At 43.8% G+C, this 21,270-nt stretch carries 16 protein-coding genes; 6 read left to right on the forward strand and 10 right to left on the reverse strand.

The window, feature by feature from the left end; translation table 11 throughout:
* Positions 1–23 precede the first annotated feature (23 nt).
* The 4 genes from C505_RS22315 (at position 24) to C505_RS0112855 (ending at position 5,265) form a co-directional block, all read left to right on the forward strand.
* Entirely contained in the window at positions 24–758 is a 735-nt protein-coding gene (locus tag C505_RS22315; protein WP_018693020.1) for an Hsp70 family protein, read from the forward strand.
* Between the two features lie 10 nt (positions 759–768).
* A complete protein-coding gene (locus tag C505_RS24670; RefSeq protein WP_018693021.1) occupies positions 769–2,439 on the forward strand; it encodes a J domain-containing protein in 1,671 nt (556 codons plus the stop codon).
* A 397-nt stretch (positions 2,440–2,836) separates the two neighbouring features.
* Entirely contained in the window at positions 2,837–3,028 is a 192-nt protein-coding gene (locus C505_RS0112850; protein WP_026317943.1) for a hypothetical protein, read from the forward strand.
* Positions 3,029–3,129: 101 nt separating this feature from the next.
* Complete coding sequence (locus tag C505_RS0112855; protein WP_018693024.1) at positions 3,130–5,265, forward strand: DUF6351 family protein; 2,136 nt, start codon at positions 3,130–3,132, stop codon at positions 5,263–5,265.
* Positions 5,266–5,312: 47 nt separating this feature from the next.
* Here C505_RS0112855 and C505_RS0112860 read toward each other — a convergent pair whose 3' ends face one another.
* The 5 genes from C505_RS0112860 to C505_RS0112880 all read right to left on the reverse strand — a co-directional run bounded on the left by C505_RS0112860 (position 5,313) and on the right by C505_RS0112880 (position 11,651).
* The gene (locus C505_RS0112860) at positions 5,313–6,446 is read right to left on the reverse strand and encodes a sodium ion-translocating decarboxylase subunit beta (protein WP_018693025.1); all 1,134 of its coding nucleotides are present in this window, start codon (positions 6,444–6,446) and stop codon (positions 5,313–5,315) included.
* A gap of 10 nt (positions 6,447–6,456) precedes the next feature.
* A complete protein-coding gene (gene oadA, locus C505_RS0112865) occupies positions 6,457–8,238 on the reverse strand; it encodes a sodium-extruding oxaloacetate decarboxylase subunit alpha (protein WP_018693026.1) in 1,782 nt (593 codons plus the stop codon).
* A gap of 13 nt (positions 8,239–8,251) precedes the next feature.
* The gene (locus C505_RS0112870) at positions 8,252–8,515 is read right to left on the reverse strand and encodes an OadG family protein (RefSeq protein ID WP_018693027.1); all 264 of its coding nucleotides are present in this window, start codon (positions 8,513–8,515) and stop codon (positions 8,252–8,254) included.
* A 432-nt stretch (positions 8,516–8,947) separates the two neighbouring features.
* Complete coding sequence (gene arcA / locus C505_RS0112875) at positions 8,948–9,667, reverse strand: two-component system response regulator ArcA (protein ID WP_018693028.1); 720 nt, start codon at positions 9,665–9,667, stop codon at positions 8,948–8,950.
* A 358-nt stretch (positions 9,668–10,025) separates the two neighbouring features.
* On the reverse strand, positions 10,026–11,651 hold the full coding sequence (locus tag C505_RS0112880) for a HAMP domain-containing sensor histidine kinase (protein WP_018693029.1): 1,626 nt from the start codon (positions 11,649–11,651) through the stop codon (positions 10,026–10,028).
* 187 nt (positions 11,652–11,838) lie between these two features.
* On the opposite strand from C505_RS0112880, the gene C505_RS23735 reads away from it, so the two are divergent.
* Positions 11,839–12,210, forward strand: a complete 372-nt coding sequence (locus C505_RS23735; protein WP_281167126.1) for a DUF3293 domain-containing protein — start codon at positions 11,839–11,841, stop codon at positions 12,208–12,210.
* Positions 12,211–12,218: 8 nt separating this feature from the next.
* On the opposite strand, the gene C505_RS0112890 is transcribed toward C505_RS23735, so the two are convergent.
* From C505_RS0112890 to trmB, 3 genes are all read right to left on the reverse strand, one after another.
* Entirely contained in the window at positions 12,219–13,076 is an 858-nt protein-coding gene (locus tag C505_RS0112890; protein WP_018693031.1) for a TraB/GumN family protein, read from the reverse strand.
* 390 nt (positions 13,077–13,466) lie between these two features.
* Positions 13,467–14,501 carry a methyltransferase gene (locus tag C505_RS0112900; protein ID WP_018693033.1) on the reverse strand — a complete coding sequence of 345 codons (1,035 nt, stop codon included), beginning with the start codon at positions 14,499–14,501 and terminating at the stop codon, positions 13,467–13,469.
* Between the two features lie 17 nt (positions 14,502–14,518).
* Complete coding sequence (gene trmB, locus C505_RS0112905) at positions 14,519–15,241, reverse strand: tRNA (guanosine(46)-N7)-methyltransferase TrmB (RefSeq protein WP_018693034.1); 723 nt, start codon at positions 15,239–15,241, stop codon at positions 14,519–14,521.
* A gap of 148 nt (positions 15,242–15,389) precedes the next feature.
* Here trmB and mutY point away from each other — a divergent pair, with 148 nt between their 5' ends.
* Positions 15,390–16,403, forward strand: coding sequence for an A/G-specific adenine glycosylase (mutY, locus tag C505_RS0112910; RefSeq protein ID WP_018693035.1), 1,014 nt, complete (start codon positions 15,390–15,392; stop codon positions 16,401–16,403).
* A gap of 55 nt (positions 16,404–16,458) precedes the next feature.
* Here the strand turns inward: mutY and C505_RS0112915 are convergent, their stop codons facing one another.
* Together C505_RS0112915 and C505_RS0112920 are read right to left on the reverse strand one after the other, a co-directional pair.
* Positions 16,459–16,956, reverse strand: coding sequence for an SMI1/KNR4 family protein (locus tag C505_RS0112915; protein ID WP_018693036.1), 498 nt, complete (start codon positions 16,954–16,956; stop codon positions 16,459–16,461).
* Positions 16,943–21,250, reverse strand: coding sequence for an RHS repeat-associated core domain-containing protein (locus tag C505_RS0112920; protein WP_018693037.1), 4,308 nt, complete (start codon positions 21,248–21,250; stop codon positions 16,943–16,945). Before C505_RS0112920 ends, C505_RS0112915 begins: the two co-directional genes overlap by 14 nt.
* Positions 21,251–21,270 lie beyond the last annotated feature (20 nt).

The raw sequence follows: 21,270 nt of genomic DNA on the forward strand, positions 1-21,270 counted from the left end.
TTTTGATGTAAGAGGAGTAAAACATGAGCATTATTGGAATTGATTTAGGAACTACAAATAGTGCTTGCTGCATATGGAAAGACGGAGAAAGTGTCTCAATTCCAAATGCACTCGATGAGATTGTACTCACTGATGTCAGCCCGTATACGCTTGGAACGAATATTTATAACGAGAACAATAGTGAAAACGCTTATTTCTCTCCAATTATTGAGCGAAACAGCATTCTTCCATGTAGCCGAGAAGAGACCTATTACAATATTCATGATGATCAGGACCAGTCTTTGATCAAGATCTATCAGGGCGAGAGCCGTTTTTGTCGAAACAACGTTTATATTGGAGAATTGAACGTCCATTATCCACCTGCAAAAAGACACGAATGCAAAATGATTGTTCACTTTAGCTATGATATGAACGGCTTGTTGGAAGTTGATGTCGAGGTCGCAAACACTGGTAAAAAGTACTCCGCTTTATTTGAACAATCCCCTGGAAGCCTTACTCCGGAACAAAAAAAGGCCGCATTAGAGCGTCTCGCACAATTCAAGTTCCATCCTCGCGACAGTCAGGAAAATAAAGCGTTGATGGCTCGATTAGAACGTCTGTATGAGCAGTCACTTTCAGATAAACGTCACTATATTGCATCTTTGATTGAAGCCTTTGAAGGTGCGTTGGAATCACAAATTCCAACAAAAATAGAAGAGATAAAAGCATTGATTGAAGAGCGCATCTCATATATCTCAAACTCTGACTGGTTGTCATAGAGGCTTACTCATGTCTTATCAGAACCCTTGGGAATTTTTAGAGATCACCTCAGCTGCAACAGAGCGTGAAGTCAAACGCGCCTATGCAAAAAAGCTGAAGCAACATCGCCCGGATCAGGATCCGGAAGGCTTCAAACAACTGCGAGAGGCTTACGAATTCGCGCTCAACCATGCGAAAAACTGGTGTCAACAACCACCAGAAGTACATGAGGCCGAAGAAACAAATTCTCTCATCTCCGCCTCTGTGGTGGATGACGATGAAGGCGGTAGCGAAGAAACGCCCCCACAAAGTGAGCCACTTGCGCCAATTCAGCGCAAAGAAAGAGTGGCTCAGGCTTTTCAGGATGCGAGTCACCCCCAAGAAGAGCAGCCAAGAGCCAAGCAGCGTCAGGCTCCTTCATTTGCAGAACCACAACCCGAGGAAGAGGACCACCAAGAGGAAGTCATTCTTCATCATAGCCTGCATGAGTTTTTTGAGAATCCCGACCTTAAGCCACTCATTCAACGAATCGAGTGGATGTTCCGCTCAGTGCAATCTGTCAATGATCGCTTTTTATGGCGTGACTTTCAGCAAACTATTGATCGGGACTTTTCAACACAGAAGCAGCAAGCTTCTATCATTACATTTGAACTCTTACTGTCTTATCTCAATCATGAGAAGCAAATCCGAAGAGGTGATGCCGAAAAAGTCATCATTAAACGTCCTGTTTTAGAATCGATCGTGAAGTATTTTGAATGGTGGCAAGATAACCAACTGCAACTCTACTTTTCTCATCAAGAAATCCAGGAAGTTCTCACCCTTTCCGGTGTGAAAGAGATATTAAAAGCCTCTGAGCCACACTGGCAACAAGATAACCACAACGGACACGATAACAAAGCTAGGTTGAAGGCACTCTTAGAAGAGGTGGCAGATACTGAGATAGCCAAAGAAGTGAAGTTGCTCATCTATAACCGCAACTTGGCAATTTACGGTGTACGCCATTGGAAAAAGCTTGTTGAACGGATCCTCAGAGGTCCAATTCAAGATAAACAAATTGCATCGATCGTGATGCTGGTGTACCTGACAGATTATCAAAGAAAACAATTCCAAGATGATGCAAGAGACAGAGCGCTTGCTTCCTATAGCGTATTTGAATACTTGGACAATATCTTCGGTTGGCAACAAGATAAGCTCCTCAAATCCTACTATTCGGATGCAGATTTCGCAGAAGTGATGGGTATCATTGAGCGGACGAAAACATTCGAAGAGAAGGGAGAATATGGCAAACCTGGACTCCTTTCAATCACGACAACCTTTCTGATTGACGGATTTATTGCATGGTGGATCTATCTATTTTTTGAGTTTAGCCTCATGAGTATTGGTTTTGAGAAAACCAATGGCTACTGGCTCTTTGCACTGTCATTCTGGCTCTATCACACTAGCTGCGAGTTATCACCTTTGAGTAGAACATACGGGAAACGGTTCAGTCGACAGATTTTGGTTTCCCACAACGGAAAGCCTGTTACGTTGAAAGCAAAACTCATCAAATCGGCGATCACATTTAGTTTTGTTATTGCATTTTGGTTCATCACATTGCCTGGCTGGCTCCCCTTTATCCTCGGTATTGTCATATGCTGGCATATTGACTGGGCCGTGAAACGCTTTGCCAAACTCGAAATGCAGGCACTGCATAAACTTTAATTCATTTGAGGCGATTATCAGCTTGGTCATCGCCTCAACTTTTTAGGCACTACACATCTCTCATTGTTCTCAATAAACCGTTGGTCGGCTTTCCAATTCAATAGTCAGTTTCCCTTTGATAACAATAAATTTTTCATCAGTATCCTCTTGATCATGCCAAACAAAAGCTCCTTTGAGTTCCACAATTTTTAAATGATAGTCATTCATCTGGGCGACGATTTCGAGGTTCCAGAACTCATCAAAGAGTTAAAATTTCTCAGAAAAGTTAACGATACTATTTTCCATGCTGACTCATTTACTATTCCAGCGTATCTATCGCTTCATTCAGCTTGGCGCATGATGTCCATTTGCTAAACTGAATAGAGTAAACATGAACCTAAGAAATGGAGGCATGCGCATGAACATTCAAGATGTCAACATCGGTCTGTTATGCAATAGTAAGAAAGGTTCCGGAAAAGTCGCTTGGATCCAGGCAGATACCCGACATCAGCATATGACGGACGTCAGCGATAACCACCACTTTGAGGACCCAATAGAGGATGTGACTGAAGACCCTCAAATTCCGCATAAAGAAGACGCCTATTATTAATAACTTGCCGAGCAAGGTCCGACTTTTTACCTTGCTCACCCTTCTCTCAATATCTCTTTTTTCTATACTTAAGTAGTAACATTGGGGAAAGGGGATGGCAGATGCTCAAAAAACAAGCCTTTTGGATTTCATGTCTATTTGCACTGACCACCTGCTCAAGCCCATTTTCTACACCCGACTCTCCTGCGGTCATTGGATTAGCAGCATCGTCTCAAACAGAGAGTTTTCTCCAAGTAACCACCCATATCCGTGAAACCGAGCGCCCGGAAGATCCGTTCGAATACCCAATTGAAGTCGGTGAAGTGGGTCCAATTGCGCCTTATTTTGCAGGTGCACCTCAGTATCCCTTTTATTGTATGACGATCCGTTCAGGCCTAGGGCAACCGATTGTCGATAATCAAGAAGGCCTTGGTGTCCCAGTCTATGCAGAAAACACAAATGGTGAGCGTCTAAACCGAATCATTGGTTATTCCAAAGATTGTTTAGTTCCGACCAAAGTCCAGTACTTCGCGATTGACCATCAAGATGAAATTGTCCCAGTCACCCAAAACTCGAATCACGACCAGTTTCATATTCACTTCCGTGTTGAAACCGGTGTCATCAATCGCTACCCCTATACCATTGTCATGCCGATTCAACCTTCTGAAATTGGCGATCGTCACGCCAAGAAGTTATGGAATAAAAAATTAATTTATCAATTGTTTGGCGGTGTTGGAATTGGATACCGCCAAGGCAAAACCCATCACTACCGGATCATGAAAAAACGTCTGACGCAGTTTAAAGAAGGTTATGCGGTTATCAGCTCCAGCGTCAATAAAACAAGCTACACCTACAATATTCTTCTTGCAGAAGACACCGGACGGCGGTTGAAAAAGCAGTTTACTTCTCTTTATGGAGAACCTATCTATACAATCGGTGTAGGTGGTTCTGGTGGTGGCTTGAGCCAATATTTATTCGGACAGAATGCACCGGGCTTAATTGATGGCGCAATCACCCAATATTCTTATCCAGACATGGTTTCACAGGTGATTTATGCGCTCGATTGTGACCTGCTCAACAGCTACTATGACTTTAAAGCCCCAGATAGAAAGAAATGGCAAAATAAGCCGCTGCGTATTGCTGTCGAAGGGATGAATGCCAGTGAAACCATCCAGCATCCTTCTCGTTGGTTTCATCCGATTAACCACTTCATTCAGGGCAAACAACCATTTTTACCAGAACTCACGACTGAGTGTATTAACGGCTGGTTTGGTTTATCTTCCTATGTGAATAACCCCAGACAAGGGTTCTTAAAACCCTACTTTAGTCCAGAGATTGTTTCACAAGTCGAATGGAGCCATTGGCAGGATCTCTCTTATGTCTATGGCAAGTCTGAATCAGGAAATGCAAACGCTATCTGGGATAATGTCGGTGTCCAATATGGCTTAGAAGCTTTAAAAAAAGGACTGCTCTCTCCACAAGAATTTTTGCATTTGAACCAGCATATTGGTGGCTGGAAACCGCAAACAGAGATGCAACAGGAAGAAATCGCAAAACTGCCATTTGTTAAATTCCCCATATGGTTGTCTTTATGGAGTAATCACAACACAACAGCTGTAGGATCCGGGAATAGTGCAGCACGAACACAAGCATCGTTATCATCTATTGAACGAGCCTACCGATATGGCCTCATTTTTACAGGCCATGCCACCATCCCTACAATTGATGTTCGGCATTATCTTGAAGACAGACTGGATATGCATCATATGCTAGCCTCTTTTGAAGTCCGAAAGCGGATCATGCGCTTTGATCCACATTATCAAAATCATATCCTTTGGGTAGCTGAGCAAGGCTTTAACCCGACAGACATGGCATTTACAACATTAAGTCAATGGCTCGATGGTCATAAACCAGAGCATGCCGTGGATACATGCTTTGAAAAAGATGGAAATGCCTATGCGAAAGGTGATGGTGTCTGGCATGGTGCTTGGAATCAACACGCATCTGGAAAATGTCTAAAGAAATACCCTCAATACGCGACCCCAAGGATCCAAGCTGGTGCGCCTTGGTTGGGCAGTCTATTCAAATGCCACCGAATGGATATAGAAAGCGCCTTGGAACAGCGCCTTTACGGTGACATAGATATGCGCCCTTTTACAGCACAATTAAAACAGGTCTTTCCTGATGGGGTCTGTGATTACAGTCAAGGAGACATGGGTTGGCCAAATGACCTTGTCGATCATCTTGTGAAAAGATAAACACGCTCACATGCGTGTTTATCTTTTAAACTAAAATGCAATCGAGATCATCCGCCAGTCAATGCCAGTAAGATACCCGCAGCAACCGCAGAACCAAGTACACCTGCAACATTTGGCCCCATAGCATGCATAAGCAGAAAATTATGGGGATTTGCTTCCAAGCCAACCTTATTGACTACTCGAGCCGCCATTGGTACCGCAGATACCCCTGCAGCACCAACAAGCGGGTTGATCTGTGATGAGCCAAATTTAGACATCGCTTTTGCCATGAGAACGCCTGAAGCCGTACCGATACCAAAAGCAACCGCACCAAGGCCTAAGATCCCCAATGTTTCGACCGTTAAGAACTTATCTGCACTGAGCTTTGAGCCAACAGCCAATCCAAGGAAAATCGTCACGATATTAATCAGCTCGTTCTGAGCCGTTTTACTCAGACGATCCACAACACCTGACTCTCGCATTAAGTTTCCAAGGCAAAACATACCAACTAGAGGTGTCGCGGCTGGTAAGAACAATATTGTCATCAACAGTACAGCAAGCGGAAACAGTATTTTTTCTGTGGTGCTCACTGGACGAAGCTGTTCCATCTCGATTTTACGTTCTTCTTCCGTCGTGAGTAATTTCATGATTGGCGGCTGAATAATTGGCACCAATGCCATATAGGAATAAGCCGCAACAGCAATCGCGCCAAGCAGATCAGGTGCTAATTTAGAAGCAAGGAAAATCGCCGTCGGTCCATCAGCTCCACCAATAATTGCAATTGCAGATGCATCTTTAAGGCTAAATTCAAACCCAGGCACAAAGTTAAGCAGAATTGCACCAAATAAAGTCGCAAAGATACCGAACTGAGCAGCAGCACCCAATAAAAGCATTCTTGGATTTGCAATCAATGCGCTAAAATCCGTCAGTGCACCAACACCCATAAAAATGAGCAAGGGAAAAACCCCTGTATCAATACCGACTTTATAGACGTAATACAACACACCACCGACCTCAGAAAATCCAGCAACCGGAATATTCGTTAAAATCGCACCAAATCCAATAGGCAATAAAAGCAAAGGCTCAAACTTCCGGGCAATTGCTAAGTACAATAACCCACAACCGACCAGCATCATCACAATCTGACCAGGTGTAAAATTAGCAAGCCCTGTGCTTTGCCACAGAGTGAACAGACTCTCCATCACACCCCCCTTAAGCCAAACTCAGCAAAGGATCACCTGATGCAACCGCATCCCCTTCCTTCACATGAACTTGTGTCACAGTGCCTGACTTCGCAGCGCGTACTTCTGTTTCCATTTTCATCGCTTCCATGATGATCACAACATCACCTTCCGACACTTGTTGATTCGGACTCACATTGATTTTGAAAATGTTTCCAGCAAGTGGTGCATTCAGTGTTTCACCACCAGAGACAGATGCTGATTGAGGAATATTTTCTTCCCGAGCGGGCGTCACGGACTTTAACTCGCCACTTGGTGCGACTGTGACTTCATACACTCTGCCATCAACCTGAACCACATAATTTTCGACACCACCAGTCGATGATTGTGCTGGTGCAGACTCTGCTTTCGTACTTGATTGCTCTGATGAAGGTGCCGCCTCAAATGCGCTTGGATTATTGCGGTTCTCCAAAAACTTTAAACCGATTTGTGGGAATAGCGCATAGGTCAATGTATCATCGATGGTATCTGAGGCGAGCTTGAAACCTTTTTCGCTCGACAATTTTTCTATTTCGCTTACAAGCGCGTTCATCTCCGGCTCAATGACATCCGCTGGTCGACATTGAATTGGATCTGCACCTTCAAGAACACGCGCTTGTAGGTCTTTATTGACCGGGGCTGCGGTTGCACCATACTCCCCTTTTAAAACCCCTGCAGTTTCTTTTGTGATTGTTTTGTAGCGCTCACCGGTTAAGACATTCAAAACGGCTTGCGTACCAACAATTTGGGAGGTTGGCGTAACCAGAGGAATAAATCCAAGATCTTCACGCACATGAGGAATTTCCTCCAACACCGCATCCAATTTATCAGCAGCACCCTGTTCCTTCAGTTGGTTTTCCATGTTGGTCAGCATGCCACCCGGTACCTGAGCCGTCAGGATCCTCGCATCAACCCCTTTCAAACTGCCCTCAAATTGAGCATATTTTTTGCGAACACCACGAAAATATGCCGCAATTTCTTCCAATAGATTGAGATCCAATCCTGTATCTCTTTGCGTGCCTTCCAGCATGGAGACGATTGTTTCTGTTGGTGAGTGGCCGTAAGTCATACTCATAGACGAAATTGCAGTGTCGAGCATATCAATCCCGGCATCAATCGACTTTTGATAAGTCGCCATGCTTAAGCCTGTTGTCGCGTGACACTGCATGGTGATGGGTAAATCGATGGTTTCTTTTAATCGTGTGATCAACTCTTCTGCTTCATAGGGCTTTAAAAGCCCTGCCATATCTTTGATACAGAGTGAGTGACACCCCATATCTTCGATTTGACGCGCCATATCCAGCCAGATTTCCATCGTATGCACAGGACTCACCGTATATGAAATTGTTCCTTGGGCATGCGCACCAACATCGAGTGTTGCCTTGACGGCTGTCTGAAGGTTTCTCACATCATTCATCGCATCAAAAATACGAAAAATGTCCACCCCATTGGTATGTGCTCTTTCCACAAATTTTTGGACAACATCATCCGCATAATGCCGATAACCTAGCAAGTTTTGTCCTCTCAACAGCATTTGCTGTTTCGTGTTTGGCATCGCAGCTTTGAGTTTACGGATCCGCTCCCAAGGGTCTTCACCTAAGTAGCGAATACACGCATCAAACGTTGCGCCACCCCAAGATTCCAAAGACCAAAAACCAACCTGATCAAGTTTAGAGGCAATAGGCAACATATCTTCGATACGAAAACGCGTTGCCAGAAGCGACTGGTGAGCATCCCTCAAGACGACATCGGTCAATTGCAAAGGTTTTACCATCTTTGAATCCTCGTTATTTATGTTGTTTCCGATATTGATGGATTGCAGCGCTAATCGCTGCAACAACTTCTGGTGGTGTACCATGTTGCTGTGCCTTCACAGCATGCGGGGCTGGTGTGATCGACGGAACTGGGTCATCTCGGCGCGTATCAATCGATACGGCAAATTTTGTCAGCGCTTTAATACAAATGATCAGTAAGATTAAGAAGACAAATACAAATCCCATCCCGGTAAGCATTAAATTAAGCGCTTCAAGTAGTTGTTCTGTCACTGCCATGCGAATTCTCTTATTCTTATCGTTGATACAAGCATTAATGGAGATAAAATCCCAAGCCTCTGAGTCTTTCACCGAATGAATATAAAATCAATATATTCATCAATAATAGATTTTTAACCCACTTAAAAGCATAAGGAACCAAATAGAGTAATTACTCCATTGCTCCAGTCAAGCTTTTTCCAGTTCTTTTGATTTAAAACGATCCATGATAGACGTGTTTTGACGAAGGTGAATTCTTCTTAAGTATGAGTTGGACTTATTTTATGTACAGTTCTGGAAGTATATAGAGCGGAAATTTATCGAGTGGCCAATAAAAAGAATGGATTGGTAAAAAAGAAAATTGGGTATGCAAAAAGAAAACGCGCAACAGATGCTGCGCGTCTCTCGAATTAGGACCATCAGATAGTCGCTTCTTTAGTAAATTGGGAGCAATTACTTATCTAATTTACCAATAAAACGATAACCTTCACCATGAATTGTGCTGATCAACTCGGGAGAATCAACATCTGACTCAAAATGTTTACGGATACGACGAATTGTAACGTCGACCGTTCTATCGTTTGGACGAAGCTCACGACCAGTCATATGTTTAATTAACTGTTCGCGTGAGAAAATTTTTCCTGGGGAATCAAGCATTAAGCGTAATGCGCGATACTCACCCTTTGGTAGCCTTCTGCTTTCGCCTTTGGGGGACAATAAACAACGACTATTCTCGTCTAACTGCCATCCATTAAATCGAAGAATTCCATCACTATCTTCATCTTCCTCATCCTTGGTTACTTGGTTCGTTGTTCTTGACAGAAGGTTACGTGCTCGAATCGTTAATTCTCTTGGATTAAAAGGTTTCGTGATGTAATCATCTGCACCAATCTCTAATCCTAGAATACGATCAACATCATTATCTCGTCCTGTTAAGAAGACAAGAGCAATGTTTTCCTTTTGGCGGAGTTCACGAGCTAATATAAGCCCGTTCTTACCAGGTAAATTGATGTCCATGACAACAAGATCAACCGTCGTAGTCGACAACTGCTCATGCATTTCATCGCCATCAATTGCTTCTAGCACTTGGTATCCTTCTGCTTCGAACAAACTAACAAGGTTTAAACGAGTGACATCCTCGTCTTCTACAATCAGAATAACTGGTGTTTGCATTCTCAAATCAACCTTTTCAAAGTGGATACCTAAATGTCGCCTTTTCTTAAAGGGCTTTTAAACTATTAGGATTATAGGGGCTAAATGATCGCATAACAAGAGACTTTAACCATAGAGAATCGGAACACATACAAGGCCTTTAAAAGCTGTTTTCATGTTTATTTCCCTTCGTTCAAGATATGTCACATAAAACCAAATTATTAGATTCATTTGTGAGCTTTTTGATCTTTTTGCATACAAACACTGTTTTTATTTTGAACAATAATTAACTTTGTGTTTGTCTTGAATTTCTAAACTGAAAATTGTTTTGAACTGATTTTGTTTCCAATTTAGCAAAATGTGAGTTTGAGGTTTTCGGCTATTTTACAGTACTGTTTGACACAGGAAAATGAATATCGAATATCACGCCTTGTCCCTCTTCACTTTCCAAAGAAATCGATCCACCCAATGCTTGCGTGACCAAATTATAGACAAGATGCATCCCCAACCCTGAACCACCAACCCCCCGTTTCGTCGTGACAAATGGATCAAAAATACGACTTTTTATGGAGTCTGGAACACCCTTCCCATTATCCTGATATTTCATATTACAGGTGTTATTTGAGCAAGAAATCGCAATTGTGATCACGCCATAATCCATCGCTTCGAATCCATGAATGATCGAATTCATGATCAAATTGATCAAAATTTGATTAATCGGGCCGGGCTGACTGTTTATTTTTAAGCTCTCTTCACAGTCAATGACGATTTCATGCTTCACTTTCTTCAAATGCGGTTGTAAAGAAAGAATAATTTCACTCACCAGATGTTTAATCCGGATTTCTCTGGCATCTTCGGTGACCTGATCAACTGCAACCTGCTTAAAGCTGCTGATGAGTTCTGCGGCCCGGTTCAAGTTTCGATAAATAATCGACAAGTTTTCCAACGCATCGCCCAAATACTTCGCCAATTGGCTAGCACTCAGTTTTTTATTCTCCATAAATTCCTGAATTTCGACCGTTCTATCCGTCAACAAGGTCGAAGCGGTGATCCCTAAACCTATCGGCGTATTCACTTCATGTGCAACACCCGCAACCATTTGCCCAAGTGAGGCCATTTTTTCATTTTCAACAAGTTGATTCTGATATTGATGCATCTGCTCAAGGGTATCCAAGAGCTCCTGGTTCGCTTCTTTGAGGGCTTCTGTTCTTTGGTTGACTTTGCTTTCCAAGTTTTGGTTCAACTGGCGAAACTCACGTTCTGCTTCTTCCTGTTGTGTCGTCTGCTGTTGAATACGCTCTAGGAGATTATTAAAAGCTTTACCCAGAATATTAATTTCCTTAATCGGGATATCTGGCGTTCGGATGGAGTAATCTTTATCTTTTGATACCTGTTGAACAATATTAATAAACTCGGTGAGCGGCTGTGTCAGCCGTCGCTGTTGCCGCAGCGTGATCATCAATGCTAGCGAGAGCGCCGTCAGGCCAACACAGGCATCAATCAATAAGGTATTCGTAATATAATCATCCAGAGACTTCAACGAGCCACGAAGATACACATAACCCACCGTGTTCTTTTCAAACTCAATCACTTTCACCATTTCTAAGTAGTTCTTGTGAAAGGTTGCTTCTCCTAACTTTTCAACAGCAGAAAACTTGGCAGGGACAGGAGGAACGCCACCTTGATTAAAGCTCGCGAAAAATGAAAGCTCATTCGTGAACTCATCGATGCGATAGATATGAATATTCTCAATCATGGATGCAGCCTGAAAGCTTGTCAGGCGCTTTTCTTCTGTCTCAGGATCATCAAAAAGGATACTGGTTGTTGCATTGAAGGCGATAATATCAGCATAGGTCTCCAACTTATCAACCAGCTGTTCTTTTTGCTTCTTGATACTGATATAAGTCGACACAATCACAGAAAGCAGAAGTGACATGGCGGAAATCGTCATGACAATCCACATCAGTGTTTTTTTAATTGATACAGTATTTGCCTGAGAAGGCATTCAGTGTCTTCCTCTGCTCACTTAACGTGCTTGATGTTAAGCAATGGATTTCATTAATATAGCAAATATTGAAGCTGCCCAGAGTTGAAGAAGGAATAAAGCGCTGAATATAAACTGGTTAGCCACATATAAAAATATAGCCTTTCGTGCAGGAATCTCCGTACAATCCTGGCAATCTTTCTATATTGTGACACCCTGTAACCCAAAAAGCGCCGTGTTAAGTGATATCGAGAACCACCAAAGGCTACTCAAATTTCATCAACAACTCTTCAATGAAAATGTGCCGTTTGCCCCGGTAATTGGCTGTTCGCCCGACTTCACCCATCAGGAAATTGGTGCCGGAATTCAATGCACCGAAGCCGTTGCACAATCACTTGCAAGTACATTTCAACAAAATGCAATTTATTTTGTTCAGCAAGAAAAAATCTTTCTAGAACCTGCGCTCATGTCATTTGAAAAAGCAAAACTCGATAAAAGATTTTCTGAATATGTTGGAGAATGGCTCGATGAGGATGTGAAATTGAGCGCCCTGATTGAGGACGCTCGACATAAGAATTGAAAATTCAATTATTGTAGGCGTGTCACCTTCAATCCTTCTTTCTTTAATAATGCAGGCAATCCATTGTCTCCCATCATGTGGGCAGCCCCAACAACAACAAACAGTTTCTCTTTCTTTTGCATCTTCGGCTTGAGTTGCTTCAACCAATTTCTGTTGCGAGAATATAAAAAGTTTTCTAATTGCGTTTCGTTCATTTGCTCTTTCGATATACGTTCAATCGCTGCCATATCCCCTTTTGGCCATGCCTCCATCAGTGCGCGATACTCTTCATCCGTGAAAGTCACCATCATAAGCAGATCTTTTTCGTTTTCAATCATCTTTTGTAATAAATCGAGCTGAAAGTCAAATGACTCCAGTGCCATTGTTTCTTTTCGATGCTTTAAAGCCTGATCCAACATAAATTTATCCACCCCAACGTTTGGCATATATCCCAAGCGCATATATGTAGACATGGTTAAGATAATGCTCACCCCCCAAGGCTTCATTCCCTGGAATTTCTCTGGCGGCATTTGCTGCTTGAGCATATACGCAGAAAATTGTTTCCAGCCATCTTTTGAAAAGAAATCAGATAGCTTTTTCCCAGGCGGTTGCATCATCGCCTGCATCATTTTTTGTTGATCACTTGGACTGTCCAACACTTCCACAACCAGCTTATCTGTCTTGACAAACGCGTCTTGAATATTTTTTGGTAACGGATACCAGGACGCTTTGCCTAAATGAACGGAGCCAAACAGGTAAGAGGCGTTTTCGCCTTCTCCAACCTTCCAAAGTGCGGGTTTGATTTCTGCGGCACTGAGTGACCACGAAAGACAAAATGTCAGGATCCAAAGGATCCGAACAGGGTTCAAAGACTTCATAAACATCATACATTGTTCCTATTGTTAGATGATGGGTGTATGGTCCAGCCTAGTTCATCAAGGCTAGAATTTCTTCCTTCGACATCCCCAGCGAGCTTTCGATTTCGCGCCATTTCATTTTCTGCAAAACAGCTTCGGTTTCATCGGCTGGGGTGATAAACAACTCCTTAAAGTCGCTTTTGCAAAAGCAAATCAGTTTCGTTTTGTTATCTTTTAAAATGGATTTGAAAATTAAATTTTCACAGGGGATTTGGCGTTTGGGGTCTTCGATACATTGAGATGGTATTGCGGCTGCAACCGAAAAGGAAAAGACTTGTAAAATTACTGCCGCGAGTTGTCTCATGGCTTTTTCAGAAGTTGTCGAATGTTTTTACAAGTCTATGCCTTTTTTTGCAAAGGTCAACGCATGAAGTAGCTCGCCCGATAGAGCTGAAATCCCTTATTTTTCGCTACAATATGACAGGTACCAATCGTATCTTCAATAATCGGTGGATACTTTAAAAAGCTATTCGCAACCAAATGAAGCTGCCCTTTCGACTTTAAATGCGCTTTACAGCCACGAATAAAACTCTCCGTCACGTTATAGTCTGTCTTCACGCCTTTATGGAACGGTGGGTTCGTATAAATACCGTTAAAAACGCCTTTGACTTGTGACCAACCGTTTGAAGGGTACACTTTAGCGTCCACTTCATTGGCATTGAGGGTTTTTTCTGTCGAGGCAAGTGCCAAGGCTGAAACATCAATCGCTTCTACTGTCGCATTTTCATTACGACTTGCAAGCCAAGCGGTGATCACTCCAGCACCACAACCAAAGTCCAACACACGTCCTCTCGGTTTATCTGTCTGCTCCTCAAGCAATAATCGCGTTGCGATGTCTAATTCGCCATGACTAAATACGCCTGGCAGAGAATAGACTTGCAAAGCACGTTCGCCTATCGATACATCATATTGCTTGAACCAGGCTTCCACACGAAACTCAGGTACAGCTTCCGTGAGTTGACCATGATACAAAATACAGTGCCGTGCAGCGTCAACTTTTCCTATCGATGCACAATAACCAGCCAATTGCTTTTGCGCAGACTTGACGCCCCCTTTATTGTCACCCACCACATACACATCTGCATTCTCTTGAAGGACTGGAGCAGCCATATGGAAGATGTACTCAAATTCCTGCTTTGATTTTGGATAATATATCAAAATCGCATCATGGGACGGGCAATCTGCTGGCAACTGATGGGAGAAGAAGGTTTGCTGACAAGTTTTACTGGCGACTTCAAATGATCGCCAATCTAGCGCAATCACTGTGATGTCTGCACTCGTCTCTTGCATGAGCATCTCGATACCTGCATCATCTGGGCAATTTACAACGAGCAGTTTCTTCTGTTCAAACACATCTAAGTTTCGCTCAAGCAATTGATTTGCATTCGTTAACATCACATTCCTCTTTGTTATTATTTTTTCTGGAAAATCAAGTCCCAAACACCATGCCCCAAGCGCTGACCACGGTTTTCAAACTTCGTCAGTGGGCGCGAATCCGGACGAGGCACATAATCACCCTGCTCAGATGTATTGGTATAGCCCGGTGCAGCAGACATCACTTCTAACATGTGCTCGGCGTAGTTTTCCCAATCTGTCGCCATATGGAAAAAGCCGCCTGTTGCCAACTTTTGTGCAATGTCTTGAGCAAATTTAGGTTGCACAATTCGTCGCTTATGGTGACGTTTTTTATGCCAAGGATCAGGGAAGAACAATTGCACCGTATGCAGCCCATTGTCTGGGATGCAATCACGTAAGACTTCAACCGCGTCATGTTCATATACACGCAGATTTGTGACGCCATGTTCTTGGGCCTCCATCAAGCAGGCACCAACACCAGGGCGATGGACTTCAATACCGATAAAATTCTTCTCGGGTGCTTCTTTGGCCATTTGCACCAAAGATTTGCCCATACCGAAGCCGATTTCCAGCACAACCGGGTTGTCGTTGCCAAATACCTGGCCAAAATCAAGCAAACCATCTTCATGGTTTAAGCCCATGGTTGCCCAATGATTTTCCAATGCGCTTGCCTGGCCCTTGGTTAAACGCCCTTCACGTTTGACAAAGCTCTTGATTTCACGAATATACTTTCCATCGCGTTTTGCTTGCTCCAAGGATTCATTTCGCTCTTCGGACATGCCCGTTACCTACCTCAATACCAGCCTTACAAAAAATAGTCGCGCATTATATCAACCGTGGCCTCCCAAGGAAATACTTGCGATTTTGGGAAAGATCCATACACTGCCGGGGGCGCATTTCAACAAGGTATAAAGGGCACATAATTTCATGACACCATTCCCGTTTGAGATCGACTCATTCGCAGACACTCTACTCGATTGGCAAAAGCAGCAAGGCAGGCACGACCTTCCCTGGCAACAAGATCCAACACCTTATCGTGTGCTTGTTTCCGAGATCATGTTGCAACAAACACAAGTGGCGACTGTGATCCCTTACTTTGAACGCTGGATGAACGCTTATCCGAGCGTTCAAGACTTAGCGGCCGCCGAAGAAGATGATGTGATGGCGCTTTGGCAAGGCCTGGGGTATTACTCTAGAGCCAGAAATTTAAGGAAAGCAGCCCAATATATCGTCCATGAATGTGGTGGTAGCTTTCCGACGGATGTCGAAGGAATGCTGGAAATCCCGGGTGTTGGCCGATATACCGCAGGTGCCATCGTTTCCTTTGCCTATAACAAACGTGGTCCCATTGTGGATGGGAATGTAAAGCGATTTTTCTGCCGTGTCTTTGGGATTGAAGGCGTACCAGGAACCTCTGCAACTGATAAATTACTTTGGTCCTATTCCGAACGGCTCACGCCAACACAGGATAATCGCGCATTCGCGCAGGGTTTGTTGGATATGGGCGCAACCATCTGTAAGCCGAAAAACCCCACATGCGAGCAGTGTCCATTCAACAAGGTCTGTATTGCAAACCAAACAAACCGCGTCAGCGAACTCCCGACACCCAAACCAAAGAAAACCGTCCCCACCAAGCCAGGCCATTATTTATGGATTGAGCAAGACGGCAAACTTCTGTTGGAAAAGCGTGCCAAAGACGGGATCTGGGGTGCACTGTGGTGCTTACCACAAATTCATATCGACCCAGCACACCTGGAAAAACAAACCATCACCAAAGGGACGTTTAAACACACCTTCACCCATTACAAGCTGGATGCCACCGTCTGGCAAATCAGCAACCTTGGTCAACAAGCCACAAACCAACAATGGTTTAGCAAAGAAGAATGGCAAGACCTCGGACTCCCGACTCCAATTCGCAAGTTTTTACAAAAGCATGGATAAATTATTGGAAGGCGATTTCGCCTTCCAATTAAAAAAACGCTTATTTAGGGAAGGTTTACTTCCAGTATGGAAGTCCCTCTGGTTGTGGAGTTCCATTAAGCAGAAAAGATACAAAATCAGCAAAGGAGTGAAACCGTTGGACTTCTTTACCCCAGTTTTCTGTTAAGAATAAACCAACTTTACCAGCATTTTCTGTTCCTTCCGTATAAAGAAGATAATAACCACCGCCATCATAAGGGGAAACCACAACGCCATTTTCGGGTACTGATTGATATCGTTGATCTTCATCATAGAACGCTCTGTAGTATTGAGTTCTTCTAATTACATCAACATCTTCTGCGAAAAGATCTTCTGGATCAGAGGTCCCGACAACATATTCACCAAACCAAAGAATATAGCCATATTTGCTTAGAAAGTACTTATAATCCATCGGTAGCTGAACATTTAGTACTTTTTCAACATCTAATATTTCACAGTCTGGTGTACCACCCTCTCTGTATCGGTAGTTCTTTTTATCTTTCGCCTGAGAGATCAAGTCATCAATTTCGTTCATTGTTTTCCTCAAAATAGCCTTTATAATTATTTAGATTTGGTCCATTTCCATTCTCATCGTAAGGGCAATTACCTTCTTCATACCAATGAAGCTCACGGTTATAATCTTTATGAAATTCATCAGGGAGCATCTGTAGATTGCTTATCTTATTGGGGTTTTCTTCAATCGGGCATCTAAAAATCGGTTTTTTATGATGTACATTATATCCTTCTGGAACACGGCCTGTAATTTCCATTTTCATAAGTTCCTTTTTACCGAAGTAAAGATGAGCTTCATGGCTTTCATCATTTAAAGCATCTTTTGCAAATTTTGAAACATATTCTTTTCTAGGTTGAGAAAACTCAGACCTAGCATTATCAACTTCACCAACTGTTCTTTTGTGAAACTTAGTAGGCTTAGCATCAGGGTCTCTCATTGAATCTTCAGCAGTTATCAATTCTCCATTTGAAGCCCATTCTTCGTTAACAAGAGAGCCATCTACTAAATGTCCTCCAGCAAACTCTTTTATCGTTAGCACTTTAGGTGAAACATCATCCCCAACTTTTCGGTACATTGTAACCGTACCATTTTCTGGATCGAGTCCTAATTTATCATATTCATGTACCAGGAAATTTGTTCCACCTGGTTTACGTCGTTTAATTAGAGACTTAGTTTGCTCATCTGAAGAATTTACATTAGACCCTGCTTGTGCAGCTTCCAAAACTTTCTCTCGCATTTCAGGTGTTAAACCATCTTTTTCCAAGGCTGTCAGCATCTGCCCCAGCTTTTCCAACCCTTCCTTACACAACAACCCAAGTGGATCGACCCAATTAACTGGATTTGGAGCATATTGATACGGGTGTATTCCCCCTAAAATCCCGAGGGGATCTGGGCTGATAAAACGCTGCTGCTTTGGACTGTAATAGCGATAGCGGTTGTAATGTAAACCCGTTTCTTCGTCTGCGTATTGACCCGCAAAGCGCAGGGGTTGTTCAATGGTGTTGGATGCATTTGCTGCCGCCAAACCATAGACGTCGCTTTGGTTTTGCCAAACAATCGTCCCTTCGAGATCTAACAACAACTGTGGGGTACCGAGTTGATCCAATTGATAGGTATACACAATACCAGCCTTGACCATCGCAATCGGGTCAAAAGAGTCTGGCATATAGATGAACCAAGTCCATTGTCCATCTTGGCACTCACCAACGAGTTGGTCTTTATCCCATAGGTAATGGGTAAGACGCTCACCTTGCTGTTTGGTTTGCCTTCTCCCAAAGGCATCATAGGTGTATTGGGTTTGGCCTTGCTCTGTGTTGACTGTGATTAACTGACTAAGCGCATCGAATTGATAACTCTGCCCGAGTGAGCGTATTTGGTTACCTTGTTTGTCGTAACCACATGCCTGCTTGGCAATTGAGACAATGCGATCGCCCTGTATAGCAACCTTCGCCGATTGTGGATTCCCGAACGTATCCCAATCATAAATATGTTGCTGAGTACCCATTGTCACTTGGGTCAACTGCTGACGTTGATTATAAGAATACTGAATCGTTGAATCGATGACGCCTTGTTGTTTTTTCTGGGTCAATTGATCCGCTTTATCGTAAGTGTACTGCGTCGATTGTAATGCGGTTTGCTGCGTATCGTATAACGACTGACGCGTCAGCCTACCAAATAAATCGAACTGTTGCAGCAACAGACAGCCATGTCCGAATATGAGGGTCTTTGGATTGCCAGATTGGTCGTATTCCCACTGACAGATCGATTGCGCATCCAACGAAATCTGGGCCAGTCGCGAATGCTTGTCGTAGGTATACAACACCGTTTGACCATCTGGTAGATGCAAGTGAGTGCGTCGGCCAAAGCGATCATATTGGTATTTGAGCGCATGCCCACCGCTTTGCTCTGAGTACTTGAGCTTCCCCCCTTCGTCCCAGAATTGAAGGACCTGTGCATCAGCACTAAATGCCCGGGTGATCTGACCCATCGTGTTATAGGTGAATGTCCGCTCTACAACATTATCTGGCTTGCTCGCTCGCTTTGAGGTTAAACGGCCTAGCGGATCATAGGTGAGTTGAACTTGGCGGTCTCCTTCGGTCACTTGCGTCACGCGATCGCAAGGATCGTACTGGAAATCCAACGTTCGCCCGTCCAAACCTGTCATTTGGGTGATATTTTCATTGCCGTCATAAGCAAATGTGACTTGTATACCATCATGGCGAGACAAGGATAATAAGTTGCGCTCGGTATCATAATTGAAAAACAAAGTGTTGCCATCCGGACGCGTGATCGTTTCTGGCAAGGTGTCATAGGTATAAGTTGCGGATGCGATACGGCCATCCGGTGCCGTATATTGGGTTAAGCGCCCGGCTTTATCATACACATAATGATGCGCCGATGTTGGCACCGTATCTTTATCTTTCGCTGCCTGATATGCCGCAAAGTCTGTTTGCAATACTCGCTCTACTTGGCCTTTCTTATTGTGATGGAATAAGTGTCCAAGGCCAGAAGGCTCCAAAATCCCGTTGAGCTGACCATCCTTGTGATAGCTATAACGTGTTTTGACGCCAGCGATATCTGTCATCAGCAATTGCAATTGTTGATCCCAGGTGAGGGTCATATGCGAGCGATCAAAATCGATGTATTTGGTCGGTAAATTCAGTCCATCGTATTCAATCAGACAAGCTTGGTTGTCTGGATATTGCTCAGCCCGAAGTGTGCCATCGAGATCAAGAATACGCGTAATGGATTGTCCATCGGGTCGCTGCGTACGAATACAATGACCCCAGCGGTCATAATCATATCGAGTCGTTTGACCCAGTGCATTGATATAGCTTAAACATTGGCCTTGACCATTGTATGTCCAATACTTCGAGTGCCCTAACGGATCCATAGTTTGGCTGCGCCAGCCAGCTTGGGTGTAGCCATAGTGCCAAGTATGCCCATTTCCATTGGTATACCGGACGAGTTGTCCTTTTTTGTTATGCTCGAACGTTTCTGTGTATCCACGTGAGTCCGTACACGTACTGATATTCGTTGCAGCATCAAATGTCATCCGACTGGCATAAACACCATCTGATCCTCGTTGTGCAACACATTGACCATTTAGCCAAGACAAGTCGTGGGCTAGATCTTCCGCTCGCTCTCGACGGATCAGGCGATGTTGATTATCGTAGTCATAACGCTCTTCTCTACCCTGTGCATCAATTGCGCCAATTAAATGACCGATACTGTCATAGCGATATTGAACCAATGGCACATCCTGTGCAACGGCAACATTTTCAACAATCTGGTAGGGTGTCACAGCACTCAACCAACCTTCGCTTTGATAAATCAGTTGGACACCTCGGTGACCACGCCAACAGATATCAATCACGCGATCCGTATCGTCATAATTCAACACCCACCATTGCGGGTTGGTATGAATTTCTACAAGCCGCCAGCGTTTTGATGCAGCTTTAAAAATATATCGGGTTTTATCTGGGAAAATCAGGGCATAGGAACGTGTCACACCAAACTGTTGCCCTTCCAGCGTCAAACCACTGCTGGACTGATAGCAGGTTTGTTTCGGTTCTAAGTAATCAAAAGTATGCTCACGGCCTTGCTCATCCGTATAAACCATCCAGCGTTTTGCGTCTTGTCCTTCTTCAGGAAATGATTCTTCGCACTCAATCAAAGACACTTGCCAGGCATGACGCCATCCATAACCCATACCAACATTCATCTGTGCGTTGGAAGAACGGTATATTCGCTGCCATGGATGACGGATTGGACTGCGTTTTCCAATATCCACACAAGTCAGGATCTCTTCACCTGTGAGCATCGACACTGGATCGGCACGCAGCGCTTGATCTTCAATTGCTGGTGGTGTAGGCGTGTCATTCACCGATTGTTTTGGGTTGAATGTTGGTTCCGGCGCAGCGGGTGATACAACAGGTTTAGTTGACTTTGGCGGTGCCGATGGAGCATTATCTGCCGCACGGACATTGCCAAGATAAGGCATTGTCTTTGGTGGATGCTCGTGAAAACAAACGAGCTTGTCTGCCAAAAGTTGAGTTTTCAGCATTTCAAGTTGATTGCGAGCGAGCTGGCTGATAAATCCTGATACACCTGACGCTTTTAGCAAACTCGCAAATTCATCCCGCTTCCAAGGGTCTCCGATGAGATCTTTCGAAATCAAGGAAATCTGACGTTCGGCTTCTGCCGATGTTTTTGTGGGGACAAGGTAGCCGCGAGAGGGGAGTTTGACGCCTTTGATACCGATGCTGACAATCCCAGCACCTTGGGTTCGAAACGCAACATGCTTCAAAATCATACGACGCTAGCTCCTTCTAA

Origin of the sequence: Algicola sagamiensis DSM 14643 (assembly GCF_000374485.1) — a bacterium.
GTDB classification, from domain to species: domain Bacteria; phylum Pseudomonadota; class Gammaproteobacteria; order Enterobacterales; family Alteromonadaceae; genus Algicola; species Algicola sagamiensis.

Bases quoted from the DNA above. Each gene is read 5' to 3' on its own strand.
- C505_RS0112860 (WP_018693025.1), bottom strand. From the start codon at position 6,446: ATGGAGAGTCTGTTCACTCTGTGGCAAAGCACAGGGCTTGCTAATTTT.
- mutY (WP_018693035.1), top strand. From the start codon at position 15,390: ATGACACCATTCCCGTTTGAGATCGACTCATTCGCAGACACTCTACTC.
- C505_RS0112890 (WP_018693031.1), bottom strand. From the start codon at position 13,076: ATGATGTTTATGAAGTCTTTGAACCCTGTTCGGATCCTTTGGATCCTG.
- C505_RS0112850 (WP_026317943.1), top strand. From the start codon at position 2,837: ATGAACATTCAAGATGTCAACATCGGTCTGTTATGCAATAGTAAGAAA.
- C505_RS0112855 (WP_018693024.1), top strand. From the start codon at position 3,130: ATGCTCAAAAAACAAGCCTTTTGGATTTCATGTCTATTTGCACTGACC.
- oadA (WP_018693026.1), bottom strand. From the start codon at position 8,238: ATGGTAAAACCTTTGCAATTGACCGATGTCGTCTTGAGGGATGCTCAC.
- C505_RS0112900 (WP_018693033.1), bottom strand. From the start codon at position 14,501: ATGTTAACGAATGCAAATCAATTGCTTGAGCGAAACTTAGATGTGTTT.
- C505_RS24670 (WP_018693021.1), top strand. From the start codon at position 769: ATGTCTTATCAGAACCCTTGGGAATTTTTAGAGATCACCTCAGCTGCA.
- arcA (WP_018693028.1), bottom strand. From the start codon at position 9,667: ATGCAAACACCAGTTATTCTGATTGTAGAAGACGAGGATGTCACTCGT.
- C505_RS0112915 (WP_018693036.1), bottom strand. From the start codon at position 16,956: ATGAACGAAATTGATGACTTGATCTCTCAGGCGAAAGATAAAAAGAAC.
- C505_RS0112920 (WP_018693037.1), bottom strand. From the start codon at position 21,250: ATGATTTTGAAGCATGTTGCGTTTCGAACCCAAGGTGCTGGGATTGTC.
- C505_RS0112880 (WP_018693029.1), bottom strand. From the start codon at position 11,651: ATGCCTTCTCAGGCAAATACTGTATCAATTAAAAAAACACTGATGTGG.
- trmB (WP_018693034.1), bottom strand. From the start codon at position 15,241: ATGTCCGAAGAGCGAAATGAATCCTTGGAGCAAGCAAAACGCGATGGA.
- C505_RS0112870 (WP_018693027.1), bottom strand. From the start codon at position 8,515: ATGGCAGTGACAGAACAACTACTTGAAGCGCTTAATTTAATGCTTACC.
- C505_RS22315 (WP_018693020.1), top strand. From the start codon at position 24: ATGAGCATTATTGGAATTGATTTAGGAACTACAAATAGTGCTTGCTGC.